We start from the raw sequence: 23,670 nt of genomic DNA on the forward strand, positions 1-23,670 counted from the left end.
GCTATTCGACGGCTTTGGGGCGTTCGCGGATTTACGACTTCACGATCGATACCCTGTAGCCATACGAGCCCATTATCTCGATCTTCACCTGATCTCCGACGCAGGCACCGTTCCGTTTGAAGAATTCACTAACCCAACCGCGCTTACGGAACAGCTTCTTTGATCCGTCGATATCGGTGAACGCCGGAGAGTGTCCGCCCCAGTCTACATTGACTGTTCGGGCTGCGGCGGCTGCGGCGTTGGAGCCTCCGATGCAATCCTCGGGGAAGGCTGACAAGACATCACGTAGGTAGAAGTGGTTGTTGTTGATGTTGCCCTGTGTGAGCGTCACATATCCGAGTACTGAGCCTTCAGCTACTCGTGAGGCAGGGGACTCCTTGGCTGGCGTCGTTTCCACGCCGATAGACTTCTCCGAAGCTGTGGCATAGATGTCGTCGGCCACTTCGACGTTTTCGGTTTCGGGGACGATAGCCATGCGTGCGCCTTCCGCATGCAACACCACTTCCGCAGCCGCTCGCGCATCCTCGCCGGCATCATGGTGGTCGAATGACAGGCCGAGATGGTTCTTAAGAGAGGCCAACCCGTGACCGCCATTGCCCTTCAGTTCAGGCCAGGCTTGGCGGGCGACAGTCACGCTGTCTCGCCATTCCCACTTCGGTTCAGGATGACCCGCGGCGGCACAGGCCGCACGGATCGCGCTACGGTCGAAGCCGGAATGCTGATAGACGGTAATGCCGCTAAGCGCCCCCTCCAGAACGGGGAGCACCTGTTCGAAGGTGGGTGCCCCGGAAATCATCGTATTGGTGATCCCATGGATGCTTGTGAACATCCAGCGGGACGTCTGCGGATCGACGTAGGTCACCCATGTCTCGATTGAGCTGTCCGGACGAACGCAAGCGACGCCAATCTGACAGATGCTGCCGCGATCATTGTTCGCTGTTTCCACGTCGAGCGCCATGAACCGGAAGGGACCTGCCGGAAACGGTGGCACAGAGACCTTCTGGGCAGAACTAATGGTGGCGGGAACGAAGGCTGTGCCTAAGAAACGCGCTTTCTGGCGATCAATGGCGGCCAGTTCCGCAGCGCGAAAACCCAAGTGGCCGATGACACGGTCCACCAAATCTACCGGTTCTTCATAGGCATCCATGCCGCGGCGATTCCATGCGATGACGTCCCGAGGTGCGAGCGCAATCACCTCCTGCTCGAGTCCCGCAATGTCGATTTCATCCGGGAGAGGCACACAGACCGCCTTACAGTACTCGGCGATGAAGGCGTTGCGCAGCTTCTTCGCAATGTCACCATCAGGCTTGGTTGCCGGATCATTGCGCAGCCGCCACATCCGCCCGGTGTTGTACATGCGCGAGAAGTAGTGGCTGCCTGTCTCGGATCCGGTGCGATGGCGCTGGTGAATCCTCTTGTGGAAGGTCTCCTCCGCAGAACTTGTGGAGCCGATGTAGCGGAGCGCTCCAAGGTGATCGACGAGGCCGTATATGCCACGGCAATCCTTAGGCGCCACCGCAGTCGGCTGAGGCTCTGCCGCGAGAAGCCGGTGCAGAATATCCTGTGCACTGGGGCTTACGGGCACTCGGCGAAAGAAACTCGCCATCTCTGCGATCCTTCTGATTCCTTTGCGGCAAACTGCCAAGCCTGCGACTCGAATTTCAGGTCTAGTTCGGAACACAGCGGGAGTTCAACTGCGATTAGGCAGCTCGTGACGGTGTCAGACCTCGACAACGAAGGCCGGATCGAATGCGGTATTCTCGTCCCCGTATCCGCGCGGATTGCTCACGATCACCGTCTCGAGGATTCGATAGTTCCGACATTCGTGGACATGGCCATGAATCCACATCGCCGGGCGTCCTGTTTCGATGACATCCGTTAAGTCAGACGCGTAGGCGGCATTCAGCAGATCACCCTTGAACCGACCGGACAGGGAATTCGGATGGGGAAGATGGTGCGTGACGACGACGGTCCGGATCGGGTCGGTTTTCAATGCCGTTTCGATAAAGCGCCGGGATTCGAAATGAATCCTTCGGGCTATTTCCGGAACGAACCGTTTCCACGGCTTTCGCTGGTAGGCGATCTTCCGATGGTCGTTCATTCGTTCCCGGGCATGAGACATGGCCAACTGCGAATGTCCCTCGACTTCATAGTCGGTCCAGAGGGTGGCGCCGATGAAACGAACACCGTCGATGACGACGAAGTCGTTCTCGATGAAATGAACGTTCGCGAATCCTTCAGCCTCAGCGCAGCCTTCCTCGAGCCCCTCCTTGATCGAGCCCTTGTAGAACTCGTGGTTTCCGGCGACGTAGACGCAGGGCATCGCGGGGGCGACATGCTCGGCCAGCCAGCGAACTCCGTTGGCCGGACCGTTGCAGATGTCGCCGGCGACGACGCAAACGTCCGCTTCCGGAACGGCAAGAGGCTCCGGCAGATCGGCATATTCGAGGTGAAGGTCGGAGAAGATCCAGAGTTTCATTGCTGCATTCGCTCCCGGACTTTTTCGAGGATTCGCGTCAGGCGGGGACCGTCGAAAGTCCCGTGGTTCAGCAAATGCGCAGCAAGGAATTCGATAGCCTCTTTCTGATTGGCGACGATCGCGCGCGCCGCGTCATGCGCGGACTCCAGACGTGCATGCACCATGTCTGCCAGATCGGGGTCCTGTGCGAGCAGGAGTGAGCGGTCGGCGGCCGAACGGTAGAGTAGCGGCCACTTCTGGCCGAAGCCCAATGTCGTCTCCATCCGGAATGCGAGATCGGTTGCCAGCGCGAGGTCGCTGTAGGGTTGGCCACCGCAATGCGCCGCGACGTTGCCGAGGACGACCTCCTCGGCAGCCCTTCCGGCCAAGGTAGCCACCAGCTCGGCAGTCAGCCGTTCCTCGGTGGAGTCGTCGTGCCTCTCGATGCGCCAGGTTATGCCGCCGCCTTCGGGAACATCCAGGGTGATCTGCTCGATGACGCCGAGGCCGAGATAGAGGCGAGTGACGGCATGGCCCGCTTCATGGATTGCCATGCGAAGCAGGAGCTCGACCGAGCGCTTCGGAGCCGACGGTGCTGCGAAGGATTCGTCGTGCTGCGGGCCGTCGACGTTGCGGGGAGAGCGTACGCCTCCGGCTTGTCGTCGTGATCGTTTTCGAGCAGCAGCGCTTTCGGCCGGGCGTGGTGATGCGGGATCCGTCATTGCCGTGACCTCTCTTGCTCGCGGGCTTCCAACAAGCCCTCCAGGAAGCGCTTCAACGACCTGATCGATCCGCCGCTCCAGGCAGCGGCGAGAACATCAAGCTCAAGGGCGTCGAGCGGTGTTGCCCAACGCGGGTCATGTCCGGCTTCGAGATACAGCCCTTCAAGGATCCGGGGTGCCAGGGAGGCCACATGCTCGGGACCTGGCAGGGGAAAGCGAAGCACTCGGCAGCGGTCCCGCAGCACGGCAGGAATTGGTTCGACCGCGTTGGCGGTCATCAGCCAGGTGACGAAAGCGAGATTGCATTCCGCCTCGATGTATGGGTCGTGCCAGCGTTTGGCCGTCTCGCCTTCCAGCAGGCCGAGGAGTACGTCATGCGCGTTGCCGTTGTGGCGGCTGGTCGCGACCTTCTCGACCTCGTCCAAGATGATGATCGGTCCGGCGCAGTCGTGTCGCCGGACGGCCATAACCGGAAGGCTCGGCTCTCCCGACGACCAGCGTCGTGATGCGCCGCCGATGGCGCTGTCGCTCATGCCTCCACAGGAGATCATCTCGTATGGCACCCGCAGTTCCTCGGAAAGACGGCGAGCGAACCGCGATTTCCCGCATCCCGGGGGCCCGACGAAGATCGTGGGATGGAGCCAGACATGCCGACGGCCGGCCAACGGGTTGAGCACCTTGTCGACCACAACCTCTGCATAGGGGAATTCCGTGGCGAGCACAGATTTCACGTCCGCGAGGTCCGGAACCTTGCTCAGCGCAAGCGGGCGGTTCAGGAGCGTCGCGAATTCCCCGGCGACACGCTTGCCTTGTGAGGTCGAACCATTGCCGATGGAGCCGATGACAACAACGGAGCCAGACAGCGCGGATCCCTCGTCGCGAAACGATGGTTCCACCAGGGGCCTCTCGACATCGACAGCCGGATCGTGATCATCGCGCTGCCAGTCCTCTGCTTGCTTCCTGGACGCAGCTCTGAAGGCACGCTGGAAAAGGTGTTCATGAGTGTTGGCATCATTATCCACGCGATACGACGTGCCTTGCCCGTCATGCTTCTTCCAGTCGTCCAGATAGGTCGAGGCGATCGCCCAACCGAGCGATCGCGAAACCATGTCGTGCCGGCGTCCATGCTGGACATCGTACAACGCAAGCCGCGCCATCTCGCCAGCCATCCTGAAGGCGGCATCGGGTTCGCCAAGAAACGCAAGATAGATCCGGCACCGTAATCGACATGCCTCGACCGGGAATGCCTTCGTCTTCGGAAGACGGTCAAGTTCTTCGAAGAGAGCAATGACGCAGTCGTCGCTCGGGACGCGAGAGAGGTCATCCAGCCGTTTGACTACGGGAAGAAGATATTTCTGGCGCCGCTGTTTGATCCGGCGCCCCAGTCGGACCGCAAATTCGCAAATGTCTTCCGAAAGCGCGGCCTTGAAGAAAGGCATCCCCCGCAAAAGTTCCTCTTCGCTCGGCAGGTGCATTCCCGACTTGGCTGCCATCAGGCGACGAAGGAAGTGTCGGTCCGTTGCCAAGGATCCATTCCTTCAGGATTGAAGATCGGTCTGACCGGCGGGCCGGCCGAGGCGATACCAACGGGACAGCGTGCGGGCCCACGTCCGGTCCTCCGACAACAGCCAAAGATCCGAGGTCCCGATCATCCTCTTGTCGCCGGGCAGCAACGGATGGCCCGTCGACATGCCGGCCAAGCATGGGATGATCCGGCTGGCGACCATCCAGCGATCGAGCAGCGGCGCTTCGCCCTCGATCAATCGTTCCGGTGAAACGCCGCGGCTGATGGCCTCCATGTCGGCAACGAGAGCAGAGAGGCGTCCGAGCTCGCGGTGAAAAACCGGATCCTGTTCGTCGTATCTGCGGAACGTCACCATGGGGCACACCTCCGGAGTTGGGCCGAGGAAAAGGGGGATCGGATCGCGGGCGATCTCTGAGATCCGAATCCTTCCCTACGGCGCCACAGGCTCGGCGTCTATCAGTCTTCGCTGGCGTCGCGACGCCAAGCCCGGCGTTTTCCACTGGAAGATTCGATTGCTCGCCGGTAGGAGGGATTCATGCAGGCTTCCTACGACCTCCTCCGCGCCGCGCGCGTTGCGCTGGACATACCCGCAGCCGAGTTGGCGAAACGCGCCGGCGTGAGCAAACGGTCACTCGTGCGAATCGAAGCGTGCGAACCGGTGGCGCTTGAAACCAGCCTTCGCGTTCAGAAGGCGCTGGAAGACGCCGGTGTGGAGTTCCTGCCGGAGACGAAGAAGGAGGGACCTGGCCTTCGAGTAAAGAAAGGCGTCGTCCGGAAGGTCGGGTTTCAGATAGAATGACCGGGTTAGTCACGGGAGATGGCCCTTTGCTCAAGCGATCTTCCGTACCGCGAACAGCTCTATGTCGCGGCCTTAATGATACGGTGGGCCAATTCGTAGACTTCCTGTGGCTTTTGTCCGCTGCCAGCCGGCTGGACCCATTTTTTCGAGCCGAACACGGCCTTCACAGCCGAATATAAGTTTCCGAGCTTCGTGAAGTTGAAGTCTCAAGGCCCGGCCTGCGGCCGGGTCCATTGGAGTGCCATGGATTCGCTGTCGGGGCGGCTACGGCGCTAGTTGGATGGCGCGCCGCCCCGACAGCTCCTCTTCAGCGCCTATGCCAAGTGTACACTCGGCATACTATGAGCAGCCACTTGTACTTCCGCACGTGTCGCACTTCAGGCACGTCCCGTTGCGCACCATGGTGAAGTTGGAGCATTCCGGGCACATGTCGCCGGTGTAGCCCTGCATCATTGCCTTCATGCGGCGGTCGGCTTCCAGTTTCTTCATGTCGGCCTTGGCGTCGCGTTCGGCGGCGGGGGAGAGGCCGGTGGCTTCGGCCTTGACGGCGTCGGCTTCCATTTCGGCTTCCGTCTCGGCCTGGAAATCGGCCTGGCGGTCGGCATAGTCGCGCTTGAAGGCCGAGGCTTCCTCGAAGAGTTCGCCGACCGGCTTGGCGGCGAGCGCCGCGCGGGCCGTGCCGCCGCCGACCGCGGTGACGCGGGCGCCGCCGGTTGCCGTCGGGGCCGTGCTGCGGACCGGGGCGCCGCCGGCGGAGCCGACCGGATCACCGGCCGCGCGGCCGGAACCCTGGCCGGTGACGACCGACAGCTTGTGGCCGCGCGTCCAGCCGGTGGAGACGGGCTGCGTCTTGCCTTCCGAAATGCCGCGGCCGAGCGCGGTCGAGGCGAATTCGGACTGGTCGACATGGGCGAGGTCGTGGCGGCCGAGATAGGAGACCGCCAGCTCGCGGAAGACATAGTCGAGGATCGACGTCGCCGACTTGATGGCGTCGTTGCCCTGGACCATGCCGGCCGGCTCGAACTTGGTGAAGACGAAGGCGTCGACATATTCCTCGAGCGGCACGCCATATTGCAGGCCGAGCGACACGGAGATGGCGAAGTTGTTGATCAGCGCGCGAAGCGTCGAGCCTTCCTTGTTCATGTCGAGGAAGATTTCGCCGAGGCGGCCGTCGTCATATTCGCCGGTGCGCAGGAAGACGGTGTGGCCGCCGATCTTGGCCTTCTGGGTGTAGCCCTTGCGGCGCGTCGGCAGCTTTTCCTGTTCGCGCGACACCTTCTCGATGATCCGCTCGACGATGCGCTCGGTGACCTCGACGGCGCGCGCGGCGGCGGGCGCCTCGACGATCGCCTCGATCACGTCGTCCTCGTCGTCGGCGTCCTCGATCAGCGAGGCGTTGAGCGGCTGCGAGAGCTTGGAACCGTCGCGGTAGAGGGCGTTGGCCTTCAGCGCCAGCTTCCACGACAGCATGTAGGCCGACTTGCAGTCGTCCACCGTCGCGTCGTTGGGCATGTTGATCGTCTTGGAGATCGCGCCCGAGATGAAGGGCTGGGCGGCGGCCATCATGCGGATGTGAGAGTCGACCGACAGGTAGCGCTTGCCGATCTTGCCGCAGGGGTTGGCGCAGTCGAAGACGGCGTAATGCTCTTCCTTCAGGAAGGGGGCGCCTTCCAGCGTCATCGCGCCGCAGATGTGGATGTTGGCGGCCTCGATGTCGGCCTTGGAGAAGCCGAGATGGACGAGCAGGTCGAAGGCCGGGTCGGAGAGCTTCTCCTCCGGCACTTCCAGCGCCGCCATCTGCTCGTCGCCCACCGTCCAGCGGTTGAAGACGAACTTGATGTCGAAGGCCGATTTCAGCGACTTGTTGATCTTGTCGATCGTCTCTTCCGAGAAGCCCTTGGCGCGCAGCGAGCCCGGGTTGATGCCCGGCGCCTGGTCGAGCGTGCCGTGGCCGACGGCATAGGCCTCGATCTCGGCGATCTCGTGCTCTGCATAGCCGAGCGTGCGCAGCGCTTCCGGCACGGCGCGGTTGATGATCTTGAAGTAGCCGCCGCCGGCGAGCTTCTTGAACTTCACCAGCGCGAAGTCGGGCTCGATGCCGGTGGTGTCGCAATCCATGACGAGGCCGATCGTGCCGGTCGGCGCGATGACGGTGGCCTGGGCGTTGCGGTAGCCGTTCTTCTCGCCGAGCTCGATCGCCTTGTCCCAGGCGGCCTTGGCATGGGCGATCATGCGGGCGTCGGGGCAGTCCTCGGCCTTCAGCGGCACGGGGTTGACCGACAGGCCCTCATAGCCCTGGGCCTCGCCATAGGCGGCGCGGCGATGGTTCTTCATGACGCGCAGCATGTTCTTGGCGTTCGGCTTGTAGCCGGGGAAGGGGCCGAGCTCGCCGGCCATCTCGGCCGACGTCGCATAGGCGACGCCGGTCATGATGGCGGTCAGCGCGCCGCAGATGGCGCGGCCCTCGTCCGAGTCATAGGAGATGCCGGAGGTCATCAGCAGGCCGCCGATATTGGCGTAGCCGAGGCCGAGCGTGCGGTACTTGTAGGAGAGTTCCGCGATGCGCCTGGACGGGAACTGCGCCATCATGACGGAGACTTCCAGCACGACGGTCCACAGCCGCACGGTGTGCTCGTAGGAGGCGATGTCGTATTCGCCGGTCGCCGCGTCGCGGTACTGCAGCAGGTTGATCGACGCCAGGTTGCAGGCCGTGTCGTCGAGGAACATGTATTCCGAGCACGGGTTGGAGGCGCGGATCGGGCCTTCGGCCGGGCAGGTGTGCCAGTCGTTCATCGTCGTGTTGAAGTGGATGCCCGGATCGGCGGATGCCCAGGCGGCGTAGCCGACGCGCTCCCACAATTCGGCGGCCTTGACCGTCTTGGCGATCTGGCCGTCGATGCGGTTCATCAGGTTCCAGTCGCCGTCGGCTTCGACCGCGCGCAGGAACTCGTCCTTGACCGAGATGGAGTTGTTGGAGTTCTGGCCCGAGACGGTGAGATAGGCGTCGGAATCCCAGTCCGTGTCGTAGGTCTTGAACTCGATCTCCTTGTAGCCCTGCCTGGCGAACTGGATCACGCGCTTGACGTAGTTCTCCGGCACCATGGACTTCTTGGCCGCCCGGATCTCGCGCTTGAGCGCCGGGTTCTTGGCGGGGTCGAAGCAGTCGTCATTGTGGCCCTCGCAATTGACGCAGGCCTTCATGATGGCTTCGAGATGCTTGCGGACGATCTTGGAGCCGGTGACGAGGGCGGCGACCTTCTGCTCCTCGTTCACCTTCCAGTCGATGTAGGTTTCGATGTCGGGATGGTCGATGTCGACCACGACCATCTTGGCGGCGCGGCGCGTGGTGCCGCCCGACTTGATGGCGCCGGCGGCGCGGTCGCCGATCTTCAGGAAGCTCATCAGGCCCGACGACTTGCCGCCGCCCGACAGCTTCTCGCCTTCGCCGCGCAGCATGGAGAAGTTGGAACCCGTGCCGGAGCCGTATTTGAACAGGCGCGCCTCGCGGACCCACAGGTCCATGATGCCGCCGTCATTGACGAGATCGTCGCCGACGGACTGGATGAAGCAGGCATGCGGCTGCGGATGCTCGTAGGCCGAATCGGATTTCTTCAGCTTGCCGGTGAAGGGATCGACGTAGAAATGGCCCTGGCCGGGGCCGTCGATGCCGTAGGCCCAGTGCAGGCCGGTGTTGAACCATTGCGGGGAGTTCGGCGCGACGCGCTGGGTGGCGAGCATGTAGCACAATTCGTCGAAGAAGGCGCGGGCGTCGTCCTCGCCGTCGAAATAGCCGCCCTTCCAGCCCCAGTAGGTCCAGGTGCCGGCGAGCCGGTCGAAGACCTGGCGCGCGTCGGTCTCGGAGCCGAAGCGCTCGTCTTCCGGCAGTTCGGCAAGCGCGTCCTCGTCCGCGACAGAGCGCCACAGCCAGGACGGAACGGAATTTTCCTCGACCTTCTTCAGGCGCGCGGGCACGCCAGCCTTGCGGAAATATTTCTGGGCCAGAATGTCGGCCGCAACCTGGCTGAACTGGGACGGGACGTCGATATCGTCGAGACGAAAGACGATGGAGCCGTTCGGGTTGCGAATTTCGCTGGTCGCCTTGCGAAAGGCGATCTCTGCGTAGGGTGACTGACCTTCATTGGTGAAGCGGCGTTCTATGCGCATGGTCTTCTAACCTTCGTCCCTCAATATATAGTGTGCCCGGCCTCTTGGCCAAAACCGTTTTCGCGGCACACGATTCTTCCTTCGGGCGACCGAAACCACCCGTCCCACTCTGTCGGCCCCGAATTCGCTTCCCGTGGAAGTGATCCGATGCGCAACGCACACAAAAACTGATTGCCACCCGGTCTTGACGGTGAGTCTCTCCCGACTGGGAGGATCACACTATGTTGTGGTTACGATTCCTGCAAATGCTAAATATAGTATTAACAGCTCGTTTACGCACACAATCGACCGGGCCCACACGCCCCAAAACGCACATAAATCTCCGTCCCGCGGTGAGCGAAAATGCCCGGCCGCGAGGCCGACTACGCGAACAATTTCGAAAAGCGCCGGCGGAACAGCTACGCTCCGGCACGGTGACCCCCGTCACGTGTCCTTCATAAGAAGCGACTCGGGCGGGACGGTCAAGGGAGAGGATTCGACAAAAGGGTTAACGCAACATGTAGTGCGCGCATGTGTGAATGGCGGGGAAAACCGACCATCAGGCTTGCGAAATCGAAGCGTCCGGAAACGCGGGAATCCGTCGCCGCAAACGTCGATTTTGTGGACAATTCCGCGACGGCAGTGGATCAACATAAAATTCCGCCGGTCGGGCAGGGGGAGCGAATCGCATGACGCAGGAGCAAGCGGTCAAGGGACCTGACAGGGCGCGCGGGCTTCCGCCTGTCTTCATGCTGGTCGTCGCGCAGGCGGCCGTCGCGGCGGCGAGCCTGGTTGTGGAAATCGTCGCGGGCCGGATGCTCGCGCCCTATCTCGGCATGTCGCTCTATACTTGGACGTCGGTGATCGCGGTCGTGCTCGCCGGCTTCTCGGCCGGGCACTGGGCCGGCGGGCGCATAGCCGAGGCCGAACCCCGCCGGGCGCTCGCCCTGACCGGCTGGTCGATGGCCGGCGCGGCGCTGACCGCGGCCGGCGCGACGCTGGTGCTGCGCTGGAGCGCGGCACCGGTGATCGGCGGGTTCGGCGATCCGATCGCCTCGATCGCGGTGCTGACGACGCTCGCCTTCTTCCTGCCGTCCTTCTTCGCCGGCATTCCGGCGCCGGTCCTGTCGCATGTCGCCGTGCTGGCGCAGCCGGACAAGGCGGGCAGGGCGCTCGGCGCGATGTATGCCGCAAGCGCGCTCGGCGCCATCGCCGGCACGCTGCTGGCCGGCTTCCTGTTCATCTCCTGGCTGGGCTCCACCGGCACGCTGGCCGCCGTGACCGCGATCTACGTGCTGCTGGCGGCCGCATTGTTCGCCGCCGGGCGCGGCGGCGGGCGCATGGCGTCGATCATGTCGACGGCGGTCCTGCCGCTGGGGGTGGCCGCGCTGGCGCTTTCCCGGCCAGACCCCTGCACGCGCGAGAGCGACTATTTCTGCATCCGGGTGATCGACGTGACGGACGATGTCGGCGAACCGGCGCGGCTGATGGTGCTCGACCATCTCGGCCACGGCATCGCCGTGCGCGACAATCCCGGCCGGCTGGTCACCTCGCACACCGCCATGCTGGACCTGCTCGCGCGCGAACGGACGCCGCAGGCCGGCTTCGGCGCCTTCTTCATCGGCGGCGGTTCCTATTCGATCCCGCGCGCCTGGACCGGGACAGGGGTGAAGGCGCGCATCACGGTCGCCGAGATCGATCCGGCGGTGACCGAGGTCGCCGCGCGGGATTTCTGGTTCGATCCGGCAACGGCCGACATCCGCCACGAGGACGCCCGCCTCGCGCTTGCCGCCGATCCGGCGCGCCACGACGTCATCATCGGCGACGCCTTCACCGACATCGCGGTGCCCGCGCATCTGGTGACGCGGGAGTTCTTCGCGCTCGTGGCCGACCGGCTGACCCCGGACGGCGTCTATCTGATGAACGTCATCGATCATGCCGACGGGCTGAGCGCGCTGGCGGCGATCGCGCGGACGCTGCGCGAGGTCTTTCCGGTCGTGGAGATCTGGGCCGAGCCCAACCCGCCGGGCATTGACGAGAGGCTGGTCTTCATCGTGCTTGCCGGGCGTTCGCCGACCGCGGTCGCCGCGCTGGACGGCCCCGGACCCGACTTCATCCGCGCGGCGCGGCTGTCGCCGCGGGCCGTCGACGCGCTGGTGGCGCGGCTCGACCCGCCGGTGCTGACCGACGACTACGCCCCGATCGACCGGCTGATGACCCGCTTCGACTGACCGCGTCAGAACCGCTGGTTCAGGCGCAGGCTGAAGGCAAGGGTGCTCAGGCCGTCGTCGAAGCCCGTGGAGTAGGTGGCGCGGGCGTCGAAGGCCATGTCGTTCCAGAAGCTCGCCCGCAGACCCGCGGTGAACGACGCCTGCGTGGCGGCGTCCTCGACGGTCTCGTCATCGACCGTCAGCGTCGCCTTGCGGTCGAAATCGTGATGGACCGAGACCTCGCCGAAGGGCGTCCAGTTGCGCACCGCCGACGAGGTGGAGGCATAGCTGCGTTCCAGGCCGAGAGAGATGGAGGCAGTCGCGGCCTCGCGCCGGCTGCCCGGAATGTCGGTATCGCTGCTGTCGGTGAAGCCGGCCCGGTTGATCCAGGCGTAGCCGAGGCTCGCTGACGGTCGGACGACGACGCCGTTGGCAAAGGCGGTCTTGCCGGCGAGGCGGGCGGCCAGCGCGGTCTTGCCGGCGTCGAAGCTGCCGGTCGTGCCGGCCGCATCCGTGTCCACCCACAGGTGGTCATGCGACAGCTTCACCGAGGCGTTCAGGTTTTCCGACAGGCGGCGGGTCAGCGAAACCGAAACGCCGACGGAGCTGTACTCGTTCTCCAGGTCGAGGCCCTTCATGTCGAGCGAGCCGAAGCGGGCCTTGAAGACGGTCGAGATCGCGGTCTGCGGCGTCAGCCGATAGGCGATGCCGGCGCCGACGCTGCCTTCCGCGCCTTCGCGGCCTGCCGCCGAACCGTCGTCGAACAGGGTGACGCCGCCGGCGACCCAGGTCGACATGCGGCGATTGGCCGAGGCCATGCGATAGGCGTCGAGGCCGGCGAAACGGGCGGCGAATTCGACGCTTCCGTCGGCACCCTGCATGAAGATGTCGAGCGGAGAGGCGGGCTCGGCGTCCGGCGCATAGCTGAGCGGCACCTGCCCGTTGACGAGGTCGCCCCGGATGGGCCGCACCTCCGGCGCCTCGCCACCGGCGCGACGAAGCTTGTTGAGAAGGAAGAGCGCGTCGAGTTCAAGCGCGTCGATCGTCTTCTGCAGGTCGCCGGCTTCGCCCTGCAGCGCTTCGAGGCGGGCCTGGTCGGCCGCGCGCTGCCGTTCAAGGCTGTCGCCGGCATCGACGCCGTCGATCGCGACGCGGGTGATATAGCCGTCGCGCTCGATCCTCGACTCGATGACGGCGGCCTGGGCGTCGGCGTAGCGCTTTTCGGCGGTCATGATCCGGACGCGGTCCTGCACGCCCTTCTCGACCACTTTCTTCAACTGGTCGAGCAAGGCGGCGCGCCGGTTCCACAATTCGGCGCGGACCGCCGGGTCGGTCGTGGTGGCGCGCAACTCGTCGAGCCAGACGATCTCCTGCATGAGCGAGGCCGCACGGATCCTGGACTGCGTCATCAGCAGGCCGAGATCGATCGTCTCCTTGCCGCCGCCCGGGCTCGCGATGACCGCCTTGGACGGCGCGTTCGGGTTGGGCTTGATGGCGAGGCTGTCGCGCCCGTCGCCGAAGCGGTCGACGTCGAGGACCTCCTCGACGGCCTCCGTGTCGAAGGCGCCGTAGCGGCCTCCGAAGGACCTTCGACCCGACAGGAGCACGTCGATGACCTGGTCGAATTCGGAACCCGGTACCGCGTCGCCGACCGGATCGCCGCCGCCGTCACCGCCGCCGCCGTCTCCTCCACCGTCGCCGCCGCCATCGCCGCCGCCGTCACCACCACCGTCACCTCCGCCATCTCCTCCACCGCCGTCGCCCGGCGCTTCGGTGCAGGTGACGGTGATGGTGGAATCCGGAAATCCGCCGCTGGAATCGTAGGTCTGAAAGGACTGGTAGAAGTCGTGATAGCCGTCCTGGGCGATCGTGTATTGCGCGCTGGGCGGAACCGTGCCGCCGACGGAACTGGCGTCCAGGATCGATCCGTTGGCCGACGGATTGCTGCCCGCGTCGAAGCTGTTGAAGCTGATCTGCCAGGAATAGAGCGGATGGCCGGACTGGGTGAAGGTGACCGTCTCACCGGCCTCGAAGGTGCCGGTCACGGAAAAGGTGAAATTGCCGATCGACGTGCTTGCGGTCTCGGTGCGCGAATCCGGCAAGGCGGCGCAGCCGGCGGAAATCGCCGCCGCATCGGTCGTCGAGCCGGTCCAGACAAAAGCTGCCGCCCCCATCGCCGCCATGTGGGCGGCAATCCCCCTGAAACGCATGTGGTCCCCCGACCCGGAAAACGAACTGGTTCACGCTAGGTAAACGGTTCGCATCGGATGGCGCAAGCAAGCGCGGGGACTGTTTTCGGCCAATGTGACCCGACGGCAACAGCCGGCGGCGTCAGCCCGAATGGCCCTCGGCGATCGGCTTCTGGTAGGTGAAGCCCAGATCCCACGGGAAGTAGATCCAGGTGTCCTGCGAAACCTCGGTGACGAAGGTGTCGACCAGCGGCCGGCCCTTCGGCTTGGCGTAGACCGTGGCGAAATGCGCCTTGGGCAGCATGGCGCGCACCAGGCCGGCCGTCTTGCCGGTGTCGGTCAGGTCGTCGACGATGAGGATGTTCTCGCCGTCATTGGCCATCAGCTTGGGATCGACTTCCTTGAGGACCTCGATCTCACCCTGGGTCTGATAGTCGTGATAGGAGGCGACGCTGACCGTCTCGATGATGCGGATGTCGAGCTCGCGCGCGATGATGGCGGCCGGTACGAGGCCGCCGCGCGTGATGCAGACGATCGCCTTCCAGCCATTGCCGGAGCCGGCGATGCGCCATGCGAGCGCGCGCGCGTCGCGGTGAAACTGGTCCCAGGAAACCGGGAAGGCTTTTTCGGGCAAGGCCATGGGCGTCTCTGTCGTAGGGTTCGCGTGTGGAGCCGCACATAGCCGTTTGCTCCAAACGGGGCAAGCGCGCGGCGGCGAAGGCCCGGGCTTTGCCCCGGGTTTGTGGCGACTTCCCCACCCGCGAGCAGTTCCCCTGCGGCACGTCGTGCGGGCGACTGGCAATATTACCAGTCTATTCCGTTAGCAGACTTGAAGGAGTGTGGTCAGAAGAAACCTGTCAATTATTTCCTGCAATACTTTGCCTAGCTAAATTATACATTGGTGGCGCATCTTTTCGGGATTGGTCCCCCCGGGATGCGGCCACCTCGTGAGCTTTTCGCTCCAATGGGGGAATTCATATGGCGCAACCGCACGCGCACGCCAAACCGCATTTCACGATCCTGGTCGTCGAGCCCGCACGACTGGGAACGCGGACGACGAAAGCCGCGATCGCCGAGGGCGCGGGGCGGGAGGCCATCCACCAGAACACCCTGGTCGTCCGCTCGGTGGAGCGGGCTCTGGCGGAGCTGAGCGCCCGCGGCTCCTCCTATGACGCCGTGGTGCTGGCCACGGCTCTCGACGCGGAGGCGCACTACCAGGCGCTGAACGCGATCTGCGCCATCGACACCCGCATCGCCGTGCTGACGATCGTCGAGAAGTTCGTCGCCGAATCCGCGATCGAGGCCCTGCGGTGCGGCGCGACGGGCGTCGTTTCGCAAAGCGACATCGACAATGACGGGCTGTGGCGCAGCGTGCGCCTGGCCATCGAGCGCAAGCAGAACGAGAGCGAATTGCAGGCGCTGTCGCAGACCGATCCGCTCACGGGCCTGAGCAACCGGCGCGCCTTCGACCATGCGCTGGAACGGGCCATCGAGCAGGCGCGGCGCACGACGCGCTGCTTCGCCGTGCTGCTGCTCGACGTCAACGAGTTCAAGGGCATCAACGACATCTACGGCCATCTGGTCGGCGACCAGATCCTGCGCCACATCGCCAATTGCCTGTCGAACGGGCTGCGGCGCACCGACGTCGTGGCGCGGGTGGGCGGCGACGAATTCGCGGTGATCGCCTGCAATCTCAGTTCGATCAGCGACGCGCTGGAGATCGCCGACAAGCTGAAATCCTGCATCGAAAGTCCCGGCGCGGTGGAGGGCTATGCGCTGCAGCCGTCGGTCAGCATCGGCATCTCCGTCTTCGACGATCCGCGCGAGGACGCGGCGACGCTGGTCGGCCAGGCCGACATGGCCATGTACAAGTCCAAGCGCGATCCCGGCCACGGCGTCTTCTATTACGACGAGAAGATGCATCGCGACGCCACCCACCGGCACCTCATCAAGAAGAAGATCACCTCATGCTCGCTGTCGCAGAGCCTCTATCTCGACTTCCAGCCCATCGTGGCGGCGTCGGACGCGGCGATCGTCGGCGCGGAGGGGCTGGCGCGCTGGCGCGACGGCAAGAACAAGGTCATCGTGCCGGGCGAGTTCATCCCCATCGCCGAGGAATGCGGCTGGATCTCGGCGCTCGGCGCGCATCTCATCGACGAGGCCTGCCGCTTCATGCGCGACATGAAGCAGAGCGGGATCCCGAGCGTGCCGATCTCCGTCAACGTCTCGCCGATCCAGTGCCGCGAGCCCGGCTTCGCGCTGGAACTGACCGGCGCGCTGCTGCAATACGGCATCGAGCCGTCGGCCGTGGCCGTCGAGATCACCGAGACGGCGCTGATGTCGAATATCGACGTGGCGCGACGCTGCCTGGAAACGCTGAAGGACGCCGGCGTCGGCATCCATATCGACGATTTCGGCACCGGCTATTCGTCTCTGTCGCTCCTGAAGGACCTTCCGCTGACGCGGCTGAAGATCGACAAGGAATTCGTCGCCGACATTGGTGCGAACGAACGCGACCTGCGCATCGTCGAGGTGTTCGTCGAACTGGGCGCGAAACTCGGCTTCGAGGTGGTGGCCGAAGGCGTCGAGACAGCCGAGCAGGCGGACTTGCTGCGCGGCATCGGCGTCAACTATCTGCAGGGATACTATTTCTCCAGGCCGGTGGGCGGAGACCGCCTGCGCGAGATGCTGGTGGCCGGCAGGCCGCTTCTCGGCGCCGCCTGATCAGGCGCGGGGGCCGCTCAGGACGCGGCGGCGGTGTCGGCGTCGAGGCCGGCGATCATCTGCGCGACCGCCTCCTGCGCGCGCTCGAGCTGCGCGTCGTCGGCGCCGCGCATGACGATCTCGGTCCAGAAGCGCCCGGCGTCGAATTTCGGATAGGAACCGATGGCGATGTCGGGGAACTGGCCCTGGATGGCGGCCAGCGGCTCGCCGATCACGCCTTCGCCATGCGGGCAGGGGACCGAGCGCGACAGCAGCACGCGGCCGGTGCGCAGCGTCGGCACGACATGGTCGAGCATCGCCTGGAAGACGGCCGGCACGCCGGCCATGACATGCACGTTGCCGATGACGAAGCCCGGCGCCACCGACACCGGATTGTCGATATGCACCGCGCCTTCGGGCATGCGGGTCATGCGCTTGCGCGCCTCGGTGAATTCCAGGCCGCGCTTCTCGTAGTGGTCGCCGAGAAGCCGCATGGCGGCGGCGTCGTGCTCGCAGGGTAGCCCCAGCGCCTTCGACACCGCCTCGGCGGTGATGTCGTCATGCGTCGGGCCGATGCCGCCGGAGGTGAACAGATAGGTGTGGCGGGCCCGCAGCGCGTTGACCGCCTCGATGATCGCCGCCTCGTCGTCGCCGACGATGCGCACTTCCTTCAGGTCGATGCCGATGGCGGTGAGGACGGTGGCCAGATGGCCGGCATTCTTCTCGCGAATGCGTCCGGACAGAATCTCGTCGCCGATCACCAGCGCCGCAGCGGTGATGATCAGGCCGTCGCCGGCATCGTCGGCCGGCAGTGAAGGAAAACGGGTGTCAGGGCGCGCGTCGGTCATGCCTCCATATCTAGGGGCCGACCACCGGCTTGTGAAGCGCCCATCGCACACGCCATGCGGGTTGATCGCACGGGACCGGCCCGCTAGCGGTTGGACGTGCCTCCTTGGCGGAACCGGCAGACACGAGGGAGGTGAAATCCCGTGTGCGGGGCCCGCAAAGGCAGCGATCGCAGGCGCCTGGGCCTTCCCGCAGCCGCCGAGGCCCGATATAGGCCCAACAGCGCCGTGCGGGCGTGATGGAATGGTAGACATACCAGACTTAAAATCTGGAGGCCCTTGGCCGTGCGGGTTCGAGTCCCGCCGCCCGCACCAATTCGCAATCGTGGGCCTTCATCCGTTGGCACCACCGATGACGTCGAAGGTCATCGACAATTCGCGCTGGCAGAGATCGGGGCAGCGATGTTGTCGCCAGACGCCCGACTGGCATGAACTGAGGTATTGAGCGCTTTGCCCGGCCGGGTTTTCCGCAACGGTGTGCACGGTGTTCGGCGCAGCTACGCACAGACGATCCTTCACGACGATCTGACGAACGCAGGCAGAGTACGGCACGGCCAATGTCAGCGCTTGAGGCGCTACGACGTTCTGAACTGGAAAGCGATCCCGAATTCTAGGTGTCGCTGGACCATATCGCCCTCTTGCCTTCCAAGCTCGACGAGCCCGAGGGCGTCCATGAAACCGGGGCTGTTCAAACACCGATATATGACGGATCGAAACCGGCTCTTTTTGGTATAATTTTGAGTGCAAGAGGATCAGGAGGTTTTGCTCTTGATGTGACCGTTCGTAATGGAAGCTGAATGAATGAAACTCGGTAAGCTTACTGCAAGACTTCCTCCCCCACAGCGGCCCCTGGAAACAGAAGGGAACTGGGAAAAAGTTGAAGAAAATCTTGGTGTAACGTTACCCGAGGATTACAAGGAGTACATTGGCGTCTACGGAAGTGGAGCAGTTGGGGGATTTCTCACGGTCTTCAATCCATTTGCAGATCAGCCTGGATTGAACCTCCTAAAACAAATGAAACGCCAACTCGACGTGTTTCGTGAGTTGCGCGACAAGTATGGGGAGCCAAGTCCTTTTGCCATTTTTCCCGAGCGCGATGGTTTGTTACCGGTCGCCATGACGGACAATGGGGATGTAGTTTTTTGGCTCACTGTCGATTTGCCTGAGAATTGGTCAATTGTCGTGAACGAAGCGAGAAGTGAGGAATACCAGCACTTCGAGTGCGGTTTGACAGAATTGCTGGCTGGTATGATAGACGGGTCAATTCGCGTGGGGGCATTCCCGGAATCTGTTTTTCAAAATCCTTCTGATTTCCGGGTGCTGTGAAAATAACTGCGCGGAAAACTACTGGCTTCCTACGAAGCTTAGGCCGCATTGACAAAAGAAGGCAGCCAGAGCCTTGCTGCAGCGAGACATCGGACGCCGAGAAAGGATCTGGCGGTTTTATCGTAACGGGTTGCGATGCGGCGGAATTGTTTGAGCCGGTTGAGCCTGCGCTCGATGCGGTTGCGATCCTTGTGGGCGCGGTAGTCGCATTTGACGGGCGCCCGGCGGTTCAACTTGGGTGGGATGACCGGCAGGATGCCCCGACGAAGCAGCGCTTCGCGGATGGTGTCACCGTCATATCCCTTGTCGGCCAGCATGAGGCGCGGCCGGCGAACCGGCATCTCTAACAGGGGCGTGAAGGCGTTGTAGTCGGAAGCCTCTCCGCCAGTCAGGACGAAGCCAAGAGGGCGTCCCTGACCGTCTGAACGGGCGTGGATCTTGCTCGCAAAGCCACCGCGGCTTCGACCAAAACCCTCCTTGTGAGTCCCCCTTTTGCGCCGGCTGCCTGCGAATGACCCCGGACGGATGTGCTGTCGACCATGTGTTGCCAGTCGTCGGTCAGCCCCATCTCGACAAGCGTTTCCAGCAGCGCATCCCATACGCCTTGTTCCGCCCATCGCCGGAAGCGGACACAGACCGAATTCCATTTGCCAATTCGTTCATGCATGTCGCGCTAGGGGCAGCCGATCCGCAGCACATGCACCATGCCGTCAAGATAACGAGGGTTGTCCTGGGCCGATCGCGCTCAGAGGCCTCGTTCGGACGGCAGGAGCGATGCGATGACCGCCCATTCGTCGTCTGTAAGATCGCCGCGCGCCAAGAATGCCTCCTAAAAATCAGTCTTGAATCAGAGCCCGCCTGATTTTGGGAATCCCTTTTGTCAACACGGCCTAAGTACAAAGCGGCCTGTGAAACCGATTGGTCCTGCAGAATTCCCTATACTGGAGCCAGTTGCCCCACCTCATGAAGTGGCAATATCGCAGCGAATTCCTGCCTGGAAAATTGCAATCTCGGGCATTTGCCAACTGTGCTCCTCACGTACGCAAACTGTAAAACTTCAAGCGATGCAGAGGAAAGGCGATTTACCTATCGGGTCCGTTGTAATAGATTTCAGTATGAGTAGATTGAAATATCAGGATTGTATTTATTGCCCGATAGGAAGCACTACTATCATAGTGAATCGATGAAGAAGATTCATAACGCCATTTCAGATGGCATGGTCGATGAGGGAGCGGCTATGCTCGCCAAGCTCGCTGGAACGGAAGATGAGGGAGTGGCAAACTATTACCTCGGGATAATATATAGCGGAGCGTATGGCGCGAACAAGGATCTGAAAAAAGCCGTTTGTTACTTGAAGAAGGCCTCCCGTGAAGGAATTGTCTGGGCGAAGAGAGATCTCGCCAGGGCCTATTTGGCTCAAGGAGAGCTTGATAAGTCTCTGAGTGAGATAGCCGAAATCAAGGATTATGATCCTGAGTGCTCGTATTTCTATTATAGGATCTCTAAAGAATTGAATTTTTCAAATGAAGACATGGAGCGTTGTTTCATGCATTCGATGAAAAATAGATATCCTATGGCGTTGTATGAAATGTCGAAAAGAGTGGAAATGAACGGAGGTTTTTTTCATTTTTTCAATCTAGATTCTATCAAATTCTATATTTTTATTATTTCCTGAGAAATTATGTGAAGGAATATAGAGATGCGGAGGAGAGGTTTGAGATCTAGGAAATTCTTGAAGGGCGAAATAGAAATGCCTCTGCTTGAGCGGTAATGACCAGACGGTTCTCGATGCCGCATTGCAGACCTGCCTTCAGGTTTTGGCATTTTGTCCGCTTTTCAAGCTATTTCTGCAGGTTTCCCTGGCAAGACGACAGGCCTTGAGGCTATTCGTCCGATGGCCTGCTTTTTCCGATCCCGGGGGCTGGTCGCCTCCATCGATTGCAAGGGTGACGGGCTGACGGCGGGCAGTCTGGCCATTGCCTACACCCGCTATCCGTGGATGAATATCAAGATCGTCGGGCCTGCCCCGCAGGTCCTGCACCGCGATCACTTCGCCTCGGCGCGCATGGTCACCGATGGTAACGCGATGAAGCAATCGATCCAGTGAATCGATTGCTCGTCGAACAGGAGTATCTTCGAAGCCACCGAACATGCCCCCTATGGCGAGCCGACCAACCAGGCGATGGCCACCCAGAAATCCTATATCGGCGAACGCCATGACGCCGAGACCGGGCTGCTATATCTCAACGCACGATACATGGACCCCGCCTTCGGCAGGTTCATCTCGCCGGATGCGCTTGATCCGGAAAAGAAGGGGTGGACACAAATCGCCACACGTATGCGCTCAAGCATTCAATGAGCCATGACCTAGGAAAAAATGCTGGAATCTAAGCCGCGTCTCAGGCTCGGCCTTCCAAGGACCCACAGTTTAAACGAGTCTGGTATTCGTGGAGCTCTGTCGAAACTGCACGGCAAGCATTATCGATGTTTCGAAAAGGAGAGGCTGTCGATAGTCTGATTCTTATTGCGGTGCCTCTGAACAAAATTCTATTCATCGCACCGGAAAAGCCAACGTTGTTCGAAATGGCGAATACATCAAGCTTACCAAAAATTGTGATCGATTCGTCCCGAAATGACAGGTGCTGAAATCATCAGAGCAGTGAAGGGGGTAATTGAGCAAATATGACAAGGTGGTGTCGGAATTTATATTACAATTACGAGTATGAGGAAGTTAGTAAACGTGCGAAGGATCTTGCAGAGCAAATTGTGAAGGGTGGTCTTTAATGATTCGATATAATAAAATTCTAGCGCTGGCATTTTATGCTGTTTCATTCGCGATTATTATTATTGAATCTTGTTTAATCGGAATTGCGATGCGGACGCCGAGGGGAGTGAAAGGACCATATCCATTTTTTGTTGTCGATACTATGTTATACGCATTTGTACCGGCTATGATTTGTTTTATTATTGCCTATTTAGTAATTCCGAATCGTTCGGCATTTCGCTTATACATATTGATGGTTGTATTGATTTCTGCGGCTGGTCTATACACGCAGTTGAATCCTCCAGCGTCATAATCGCAGTGCGCGGACTGATCGCCGGTAGCTGTGTCTGGAGGGAGTAACCGATGGGTGCTCGTTCGCCTATGACGGCAACGCAACGACGGACGGCGCGCGGACATTTGCATGGAGCGAGGCGGACAAGCGAATGATCAAGTGAGTCATTCACCCGCCGAACGGCCTCCTCTACCTCAACGCAAGCTACATGGACCCCGACATCGGACAGTTCATCTCGCCCGATGACTGGGATCGTGTGCTGCCGGCGGTGGGGCGCCAACAGGTATGCCTATGCGCTCGATGATCCCGCCAATAAGAGTGATCCGAACGGGCATGCCTACATGAGCAGCGGAGATAGGTGTCCAGAAGAAGTAGATGAATCCAATCTGGAACGGCTTAGAGAGTGGGCCGAAAAGTAGCAGCCGATCAGCGCGACAAGAAATCCGCCACGCCATTTGCTATCTTATCGACAACGGTATGCCGACTGGTGCTGCGGTGTTCGCGTTGTCAGGTTCAGGTTTGGCTTCGCCGATGCGCGTAGTTTTGTGGGATTCGAGCAAAAGCCCGTGAACGAACGAGGTTAGCTATCGCGCCGATTCATGCAAGTATCGAAGTGCTTGGACGCAAGGTGTTGCCAATGCACTGGTCTTCAGCGCCGTCAAAGGACCGATGCGAAGTGGTCTAATCTTGCGTCAGCAGTACGTCGAACCGGTAAACACGTTGGCAGCCAAAGCAGGTCGCGTGCGGGTCGCTGGTCGATCAACAGAGGTAATTGCACGCGCTCTACACGCTGAACGACGGGAATTGGGTGTCAAATTCAAAGAGTTGACCCCCGAAGCTAGTGGCGTAGAAATATACGAAAGAAACCTAACGATTGATGGCAATAAATTTGGGCCCTCCATTGAGTGGCTTCGAACTTAAGGGAAATCGTGGGAACAGATCATCGAATCTGCCTCGCGCGCTTGTGGCAAGGATTTGAACTTCCCGGAGGCGGCATTGGCCAAGAAGGTGGTTATCGGGGACGATTTTGATTACGCACTCAAACGTCGCTTGATTGATAAACTTAAGGCCATCGGGGCGGTGCCTTTGTCGTCGGATTGGTCGCTCGTAGGCTCTCAGGAGCTTAGCCAACTCTCAGTTCGCATCGGGAGTGACGTGGTTGGTATTGAGTCTGAAACCTTCATAGGACTTTCCATCTCCGGCCCGGATGGAATCATTGATGAAATAGAGTCGGAATTAATGAACTAGATCAGCATCGAGACGATCGCGCCCGACGGGGTGACCGCGCTGATGGACTACACCTACACGCGCGACTCGGCGGGCCGCATCACCCGCATCGACGGGCTGACGGCGGCGGAGAGCTGGGTCTACGCCCATGTCCATCTCGACCAGCTTCTCTCGGCCGACAATCTAGGCGACGACACGCGCGACGCGGCGTTCAGTTGCGGCAATGGCGGCGAAATGCTGTCGCGCTCGTCGGTCGGGACGGGCTCTGGGTCAAACAGGATCAGGAAGCGGGTTGGATTTCGGCGGTCGCACACTTCCCCATTTGGTCCGAAGGCGCGGAAGGTAGGGTGGCAGGTCCATCCCTCCGATCGGCGGCGATGCGCCGTTGCGCGCGTCGTCCTCGGACGACAACGGCGCATCGCACCAGCCGCCCGCGGTTTCGCGGGCGGCGTGTGAGGGGTGGGGCG

General features: G+C 61.8%; 19 protein-coding genes and 1 tRNA gene. 10 read left to right on the forward strand and 10 right to left on the reverse strand.

Going from position 1 to position 23,670, the window contains the following annotated elements; translation table 11 throughout:
• Positions 1–31: 31 nt before the first annotated feature.
• The 5 genes from MRY80_RS15350 to MRY80_RS15370 all read right to left on the reverse strand — a co-directional run bounded on the left by MRY80_RS15350 (position 32) and on the right by MRY80_RS15370 (position 5,060).
• A complete protein-coding gene (locus MRY80_RS15350; RefSeq protein ID WP_293291916.1) occupies positions 32–1,606 on the reverse strand; it encodes an exonuclease domain-containing protein in 1,575 nt (524 codons plus the stop codon).
• Between the two features lie 114 nt (positions 1,607–1,720).
• Positions 1,721–2,479: a metallophosphoesterase gene (locus tag MRY80_RS15355; protein ID WP_293291917.1), complete on the reverse strand. Its 759-nt coding sequence runs from the start codon at positions 2,477–2,479 to the stop codon at positions 1,721–1,723.
• Positions 2,476–3,180 (reverse strand): hypothetical protein, encoded by a 705-nt coding sequence (locus tag MRY80_RS15360; protein ID WP_293291918.1) that lies wholly within the window; start codon positions 3,178–3,180, stop codon positions 2,476–2,478. Before MRY80_RS15360 ends, MRY80_RS15355 begins: the two co-directional genes overlap by 4 nt.
• On the reverse strand, positions 3,177–4,706 hold the full coding sequence (locus tag MRY80_RS15365; protein ID WP_293291919.1) for an AAA family ATPase: 1,530 nt from the start codon (positions 4,704–4,706) through the stop codon (positions 3,177–3,179). Before MRY80_RS15365 ends, MRY80_RS15360 begins: the two co-directional genes overlap by 4 nt.
• Positions 4,707–4,718: 12 nt before the next feature.
• A complete protein-coding gene (locus tag MRY80_RS15370) occupies positions 4,719–5,060 on the reverse strand; it encodes a DUF6634 family protein (protein WP_293291920.1) in 342 nt (113 codons plus the stop codon).
• A 180-nt stretch (positions 5,061–5,240) separates the two neighbouring features.
• On the opposite strand from MRY80_RS15370, the gene MRY80_RS15375 reads away from it, so the two are divergent.
• Positions 5,241–5,504 carry a helix-turn-helix transcriptional regulator gene (locus MRY80_RS15375; protein WP_293291921.1) on the forward strand — a complete coding sequence of 88 codons (264 nt, stop codon included), beginning with the start codon at positions 5,241–5,243 and terminating at the stop codon, positions 5,502–5,504.
• A 339-nt stretch (positions 5,505–5,843) separates the two neighbouring features.
• On the opposite strand, the gene MRY80_RS15380 is transcribed toward MRY80_RS15375, so the two are convergent.
• Positions 5,844–9,668: a vitamin B12-dependent ribonucleotide reductase gene (locus tag MRY80_RS15380; RefSeq protein ID WP_293291922.1), complete on the reverse strand. Its 3,825-nt coding sequence runs from the start codon at positions 9,666–9,668 to the stop codon at positions 5,844–5,846.
• A gap of 668 nt (positions 9,669–10,336) precedes the next feature.
• Here MRY80_RS15380 and MRY80_RS15385 point away from each other — a divergent pair.
• Complete coding sequence (locus tag MRY80_RS15385) at positions 10,337–11,878, forward strand: fused MFS/spermidine synthase (protein WP_293291923.1); 1,542 nt, start codon at positions 10,337–10,339, stop codon at positions 11,876–11,878.
• Between the two features lie 5 nt (positions 11,879–11,883).
• Here the strand turns inward: MRY80_RS15385 and MRY80_RS15390 are convergent, their stop codons facing one another.
• Complete coding sequence (locus tag MRY80_RS15390; RefSeq protein ID WP_293291925.1) at positions 11,884–14,067, reverse strand: autotransporter outer membrane beta-barrel domain-containing protein; 2,184 nt, start codon at positions 14,065–14,067, stop codon at positions 11,884–11,886.
• Positions 14,068–14,188: 121 nt separating this feature from the next.
• Complete coding sequence (gene gpt, locus MRY80_RS15395; RefSeq protein WP_293291926.1) at positions 14,189–14,686, reverse strand: xanthine phosphoribosyltransferase; 498 nt, start codon at positions 14,684–14,686, stop codon at positions 14,189–14,191.
• 338 nt (positions 14,687–15,024) lie between these two features.
• On the opposite strand from gpt, the gene MRY80_RS15400 reads away from it, so the two are divergent.
• Positions 15,025–16,770, forward strand: coding sequence for a bifunctional diguanylate cyclase/phosphodiesterase (locus tag MRY80_RS15400; RefSeq protein ID WP_293291928.1), 1,746 nt, complete (start codon positions 15,025–15,027; stop codon positions 16,768–16,770).
• A gap of 17 nt (positions 16,771–16,787) precedes the next feature.
• Here MRY80_RS15400 and MRY80_RS15405 read toward each other — a convergent pair whose 3' ends face one another.
• Positions 16,788–17,597, reverse strand: coding sequence for a competence/damage-inducible protein A (locus MRY80_RS15405; protein ID WP_293291929.1), 810 nt, complete (start codon positions 17,595–17,597; stop codon positions 16,788–16,790).
• A 227-nt stretch (positions 17,598–17,824) separates the two neighbouring features.
• Between MRY80_RS15405 and MRY80_RS15410 the strand changes: the two genes are divergently transcribed.
• Positions 17,825–17,909 (forward strand) — tRNA-Leu (locus tag MRY80_RS15410).
• 486 nt (positions 17,910–18,395) lie between these two features.
• Positions 18,396–18,920 carry an SMI1/KNR4 family protein gene (locus MRY80_RS15415; RefSeq protein WP_293291930.1) on the forward strand — a complete coding sequence of 175 codons (525 nt, stop codon included), beginning with the start codon at positions 18,396–18,398 and terminating at the stop codon, positions 18,918–18,920.
• 38 nt (positions 18,921–18,958) lie between these two features.
• On the opposite strand, the gene MRY80_RS15420 is transcribed toward MRY80_RS15415, so the two are convergent.
• On the reverse strand, positions 18,959–19,567 hold the full coding sequence (locus MRY80_RS15420; RefSeq protein ID WP_346433405.1) for an IS5 family transposase: 609 nt from the start codon (positions 19,565–19,567) through the stop codon (positions 18,959–18,961).
• Between the two features lie 536 nt (positions 19,568–20,103).
• Here MRY80_RS15420 and MRY80_RS15425 point away from each other — a divergent pair.
• The 5 genes from MRY80_RS15425 to MRY80_RS15445 all read left to right on the forward strand — a co-directional run bounded on the left by MRY80_RS15425 (position 20,104) and on the right by MRY80_RS15445 (position 23,659).
• Positions 20,104–20,595, forward strand: coding sequence for a hypothetical protein (locus MRY80_RS15425; RefSeq protein WP_293291931.1), 492 nt, complete (start codon positions 20,104–20,106; stop codon positions 20,593–20,595).
• Positions 20,596–20,814: 219 nt separating this feature from the next.
• On the forward strand, positions 20,815–21,027 hold the full coding sequence (locus tag MRY80_RS15430) for a hypothetical protein (RefSeq protein ID WP_293291932.1): 213 nt from the start codon (positions 20,815–20,817) through the stop codon (positions 21,025–21,027).
• Positions 21,028–21,051: 24 nt separating this feature from the next.
• On the forward strand, positions 21,052–21,279 hold the full coding sequence (locus MRY80_RS15435) for an RHS repeat-associated core domain-containing protein (protein ID WP_293291957.1): 228 nt from the start codon (positions 21,052–21,054) through the stop codon (positions 21,277–21,279).
• Between the two features lie 1,693 nt (positions 21,280–22,972).
• On the forward strand, positions 22,973–23,224 hold the full coding sequence (locus tag MRY80_RS15440; RefSeq protein WP_293291933.1) for a hypothetical protein: 252 nt from the start codon (positions 22,973–22,975) through the stop codon (positions 23,222–23,224).
• A 42-nt stretch (positions 23,225–23,266) separates the two neighbouring features.
• Positions 23,267–23,659 carry a hypothetical protein gene (locus MRY80_RS15445; RefSeq protein WP_293291938.1) on the forward strand — a complete coding sequence of 131 codons (393 nt, stop codon included), beginning with the start codon at positions 23,267–23,269 and terminating at the stop codon, positions 23,657–23,659.
• The last annotated feature ends 11 nt before the right edge of the window (positions 23,660–23,670 follow it).

It is taken from the genome of Oricola sp. (genome assembly GCF_022763245.1).
In the GTDB taxonomy this organism is placed as follows: Bacteria; Pseudomonadota; Alphaproteobacteria; order Rhizobiales; family Rhizobiaceae; genus Oricola.

What these genes read in the sequence shown, in the direction of transcription:
- MRY80_RS15360 (WP_293291918.1), bottom strand. Translation starts at nt 3,180, where the DNA reads ATGACGGATCCCGCATCACCACGCCCGGCCGAAAGCGCTGCTGCTCGA.
- MRY80_RS15390 (WP_293291925.1), bottom strand. Translation starts at nt 14,067, where the DNA reads ATGCGTTTCAGGGGGATTGCCGCCCACATGGCGGCGATGGGGGCGGCA.
- MRY80_RS15370 (WP_293291920.1), bottom strand. Translation starts at nt 5,060, where the DNA reads ATGGTGACGTTCCGCAGATACGACGAACAGGATCCGGTTTTTCACCGC.
- MRY80_RS15400 (WP_293291928.1), top strand. Translation starts at nt 15,025, where the DNA reads ATGGCGCAACCGCACGCGCACGCCAAACCGCATTTCACGATCCTGGTC.
- MRY80_RS15355 (WP_293291917.1), bottom strand. Translation starts at nt 2,479, where the DNA reads ATGAAACTCTGGATCTTCTCCGACCTTCACCTCGAATATGCCGATCTG.
- gpt (WP_293291926.1), bottom strand. Translation starts at nt 14,686, where the DNA reads ATGGCCTTGCCCGAAAAAGCCTTCCCGGTTTCCTGGGACCAGTTTCAC.
- MRY80_RS15385 (WP_293291923.1), top strand. Translation starts at nt 10,337, where the DNA reads ATGACGCAGGAGCAAGCGGTCAAGGGACCTGACAGGGCGCGCGGGCTT.
- MRY80_RS15430 (WP_293291932.1), top strand. Translation starts at nt 20,815, where the DNA reads ATGGCCTGCTTTTTCCGATCCCGGGGGCTGGTCGCCTCCATCGATTGC.
- MRY80_RS15445 (WP_293291938.1), top strand. Translation starts at nt 23,267, where the DNA reads ATGGACTACACCTACACGCGCGACTCGGCGGGCCGCATCACCCGCATC.
- MRY80_RS15420 (WP_346433405.1), bottom strand. Translation starts at nt 19,567, where the DNA reads ATGGAATTCGGTCTGTGTCCGCTTCCGGCGATGGGCGGAACAAGGCGT.
- MRY80_RS15415 (WP_293291930.1), top strand. Translation starts at nt 18,396, where the DNA reads ATGAAACTCGGTAAGCTTACTGCAAGACTTCCTCCCCCACAGCGGCCC.
- MRY80_RS15350 (WP_293291916.1), bottom strand. Translation starts at nt 1,606, where the DNA reads ATGGCGAGTTTCTTTCGCCGAGTGCCCGTAAGCCCCAGTGCACAGGAT.
- MRY80_RS15425 (WP_293291931.1), top strand. Translation starts at nt 20,104, where the DNA reads ATGAAGAAGATTCATAACGCCATTTCAGATGGCATGGTCGATGAGGGA.
- MRY80_RS15375 (WP_293291921.1), top strand. Translation starts at nt 5,241, where the DNA reads ATGCAGGCTTCCTACGACCTCCTCCGCGCCGCGCGCGTTGCGCTGGAC.
- MRY80_RS15380 (WP_293291922.1), bottom strand. Translation starts at nt 9,668, where the DNA reads ATGCGCATAGAACGCCGCTTCACCAATGAAGGTCAGTCACCCTACGCA.
- MRY80_RS15405 (WP_293291929.1), bottom strand. Translation starts at nt 17,597, where the DNA reads ATGACCGACGCGCGCCCTGACACCCGTTTTCCTTCACTGCCGGCCGAC.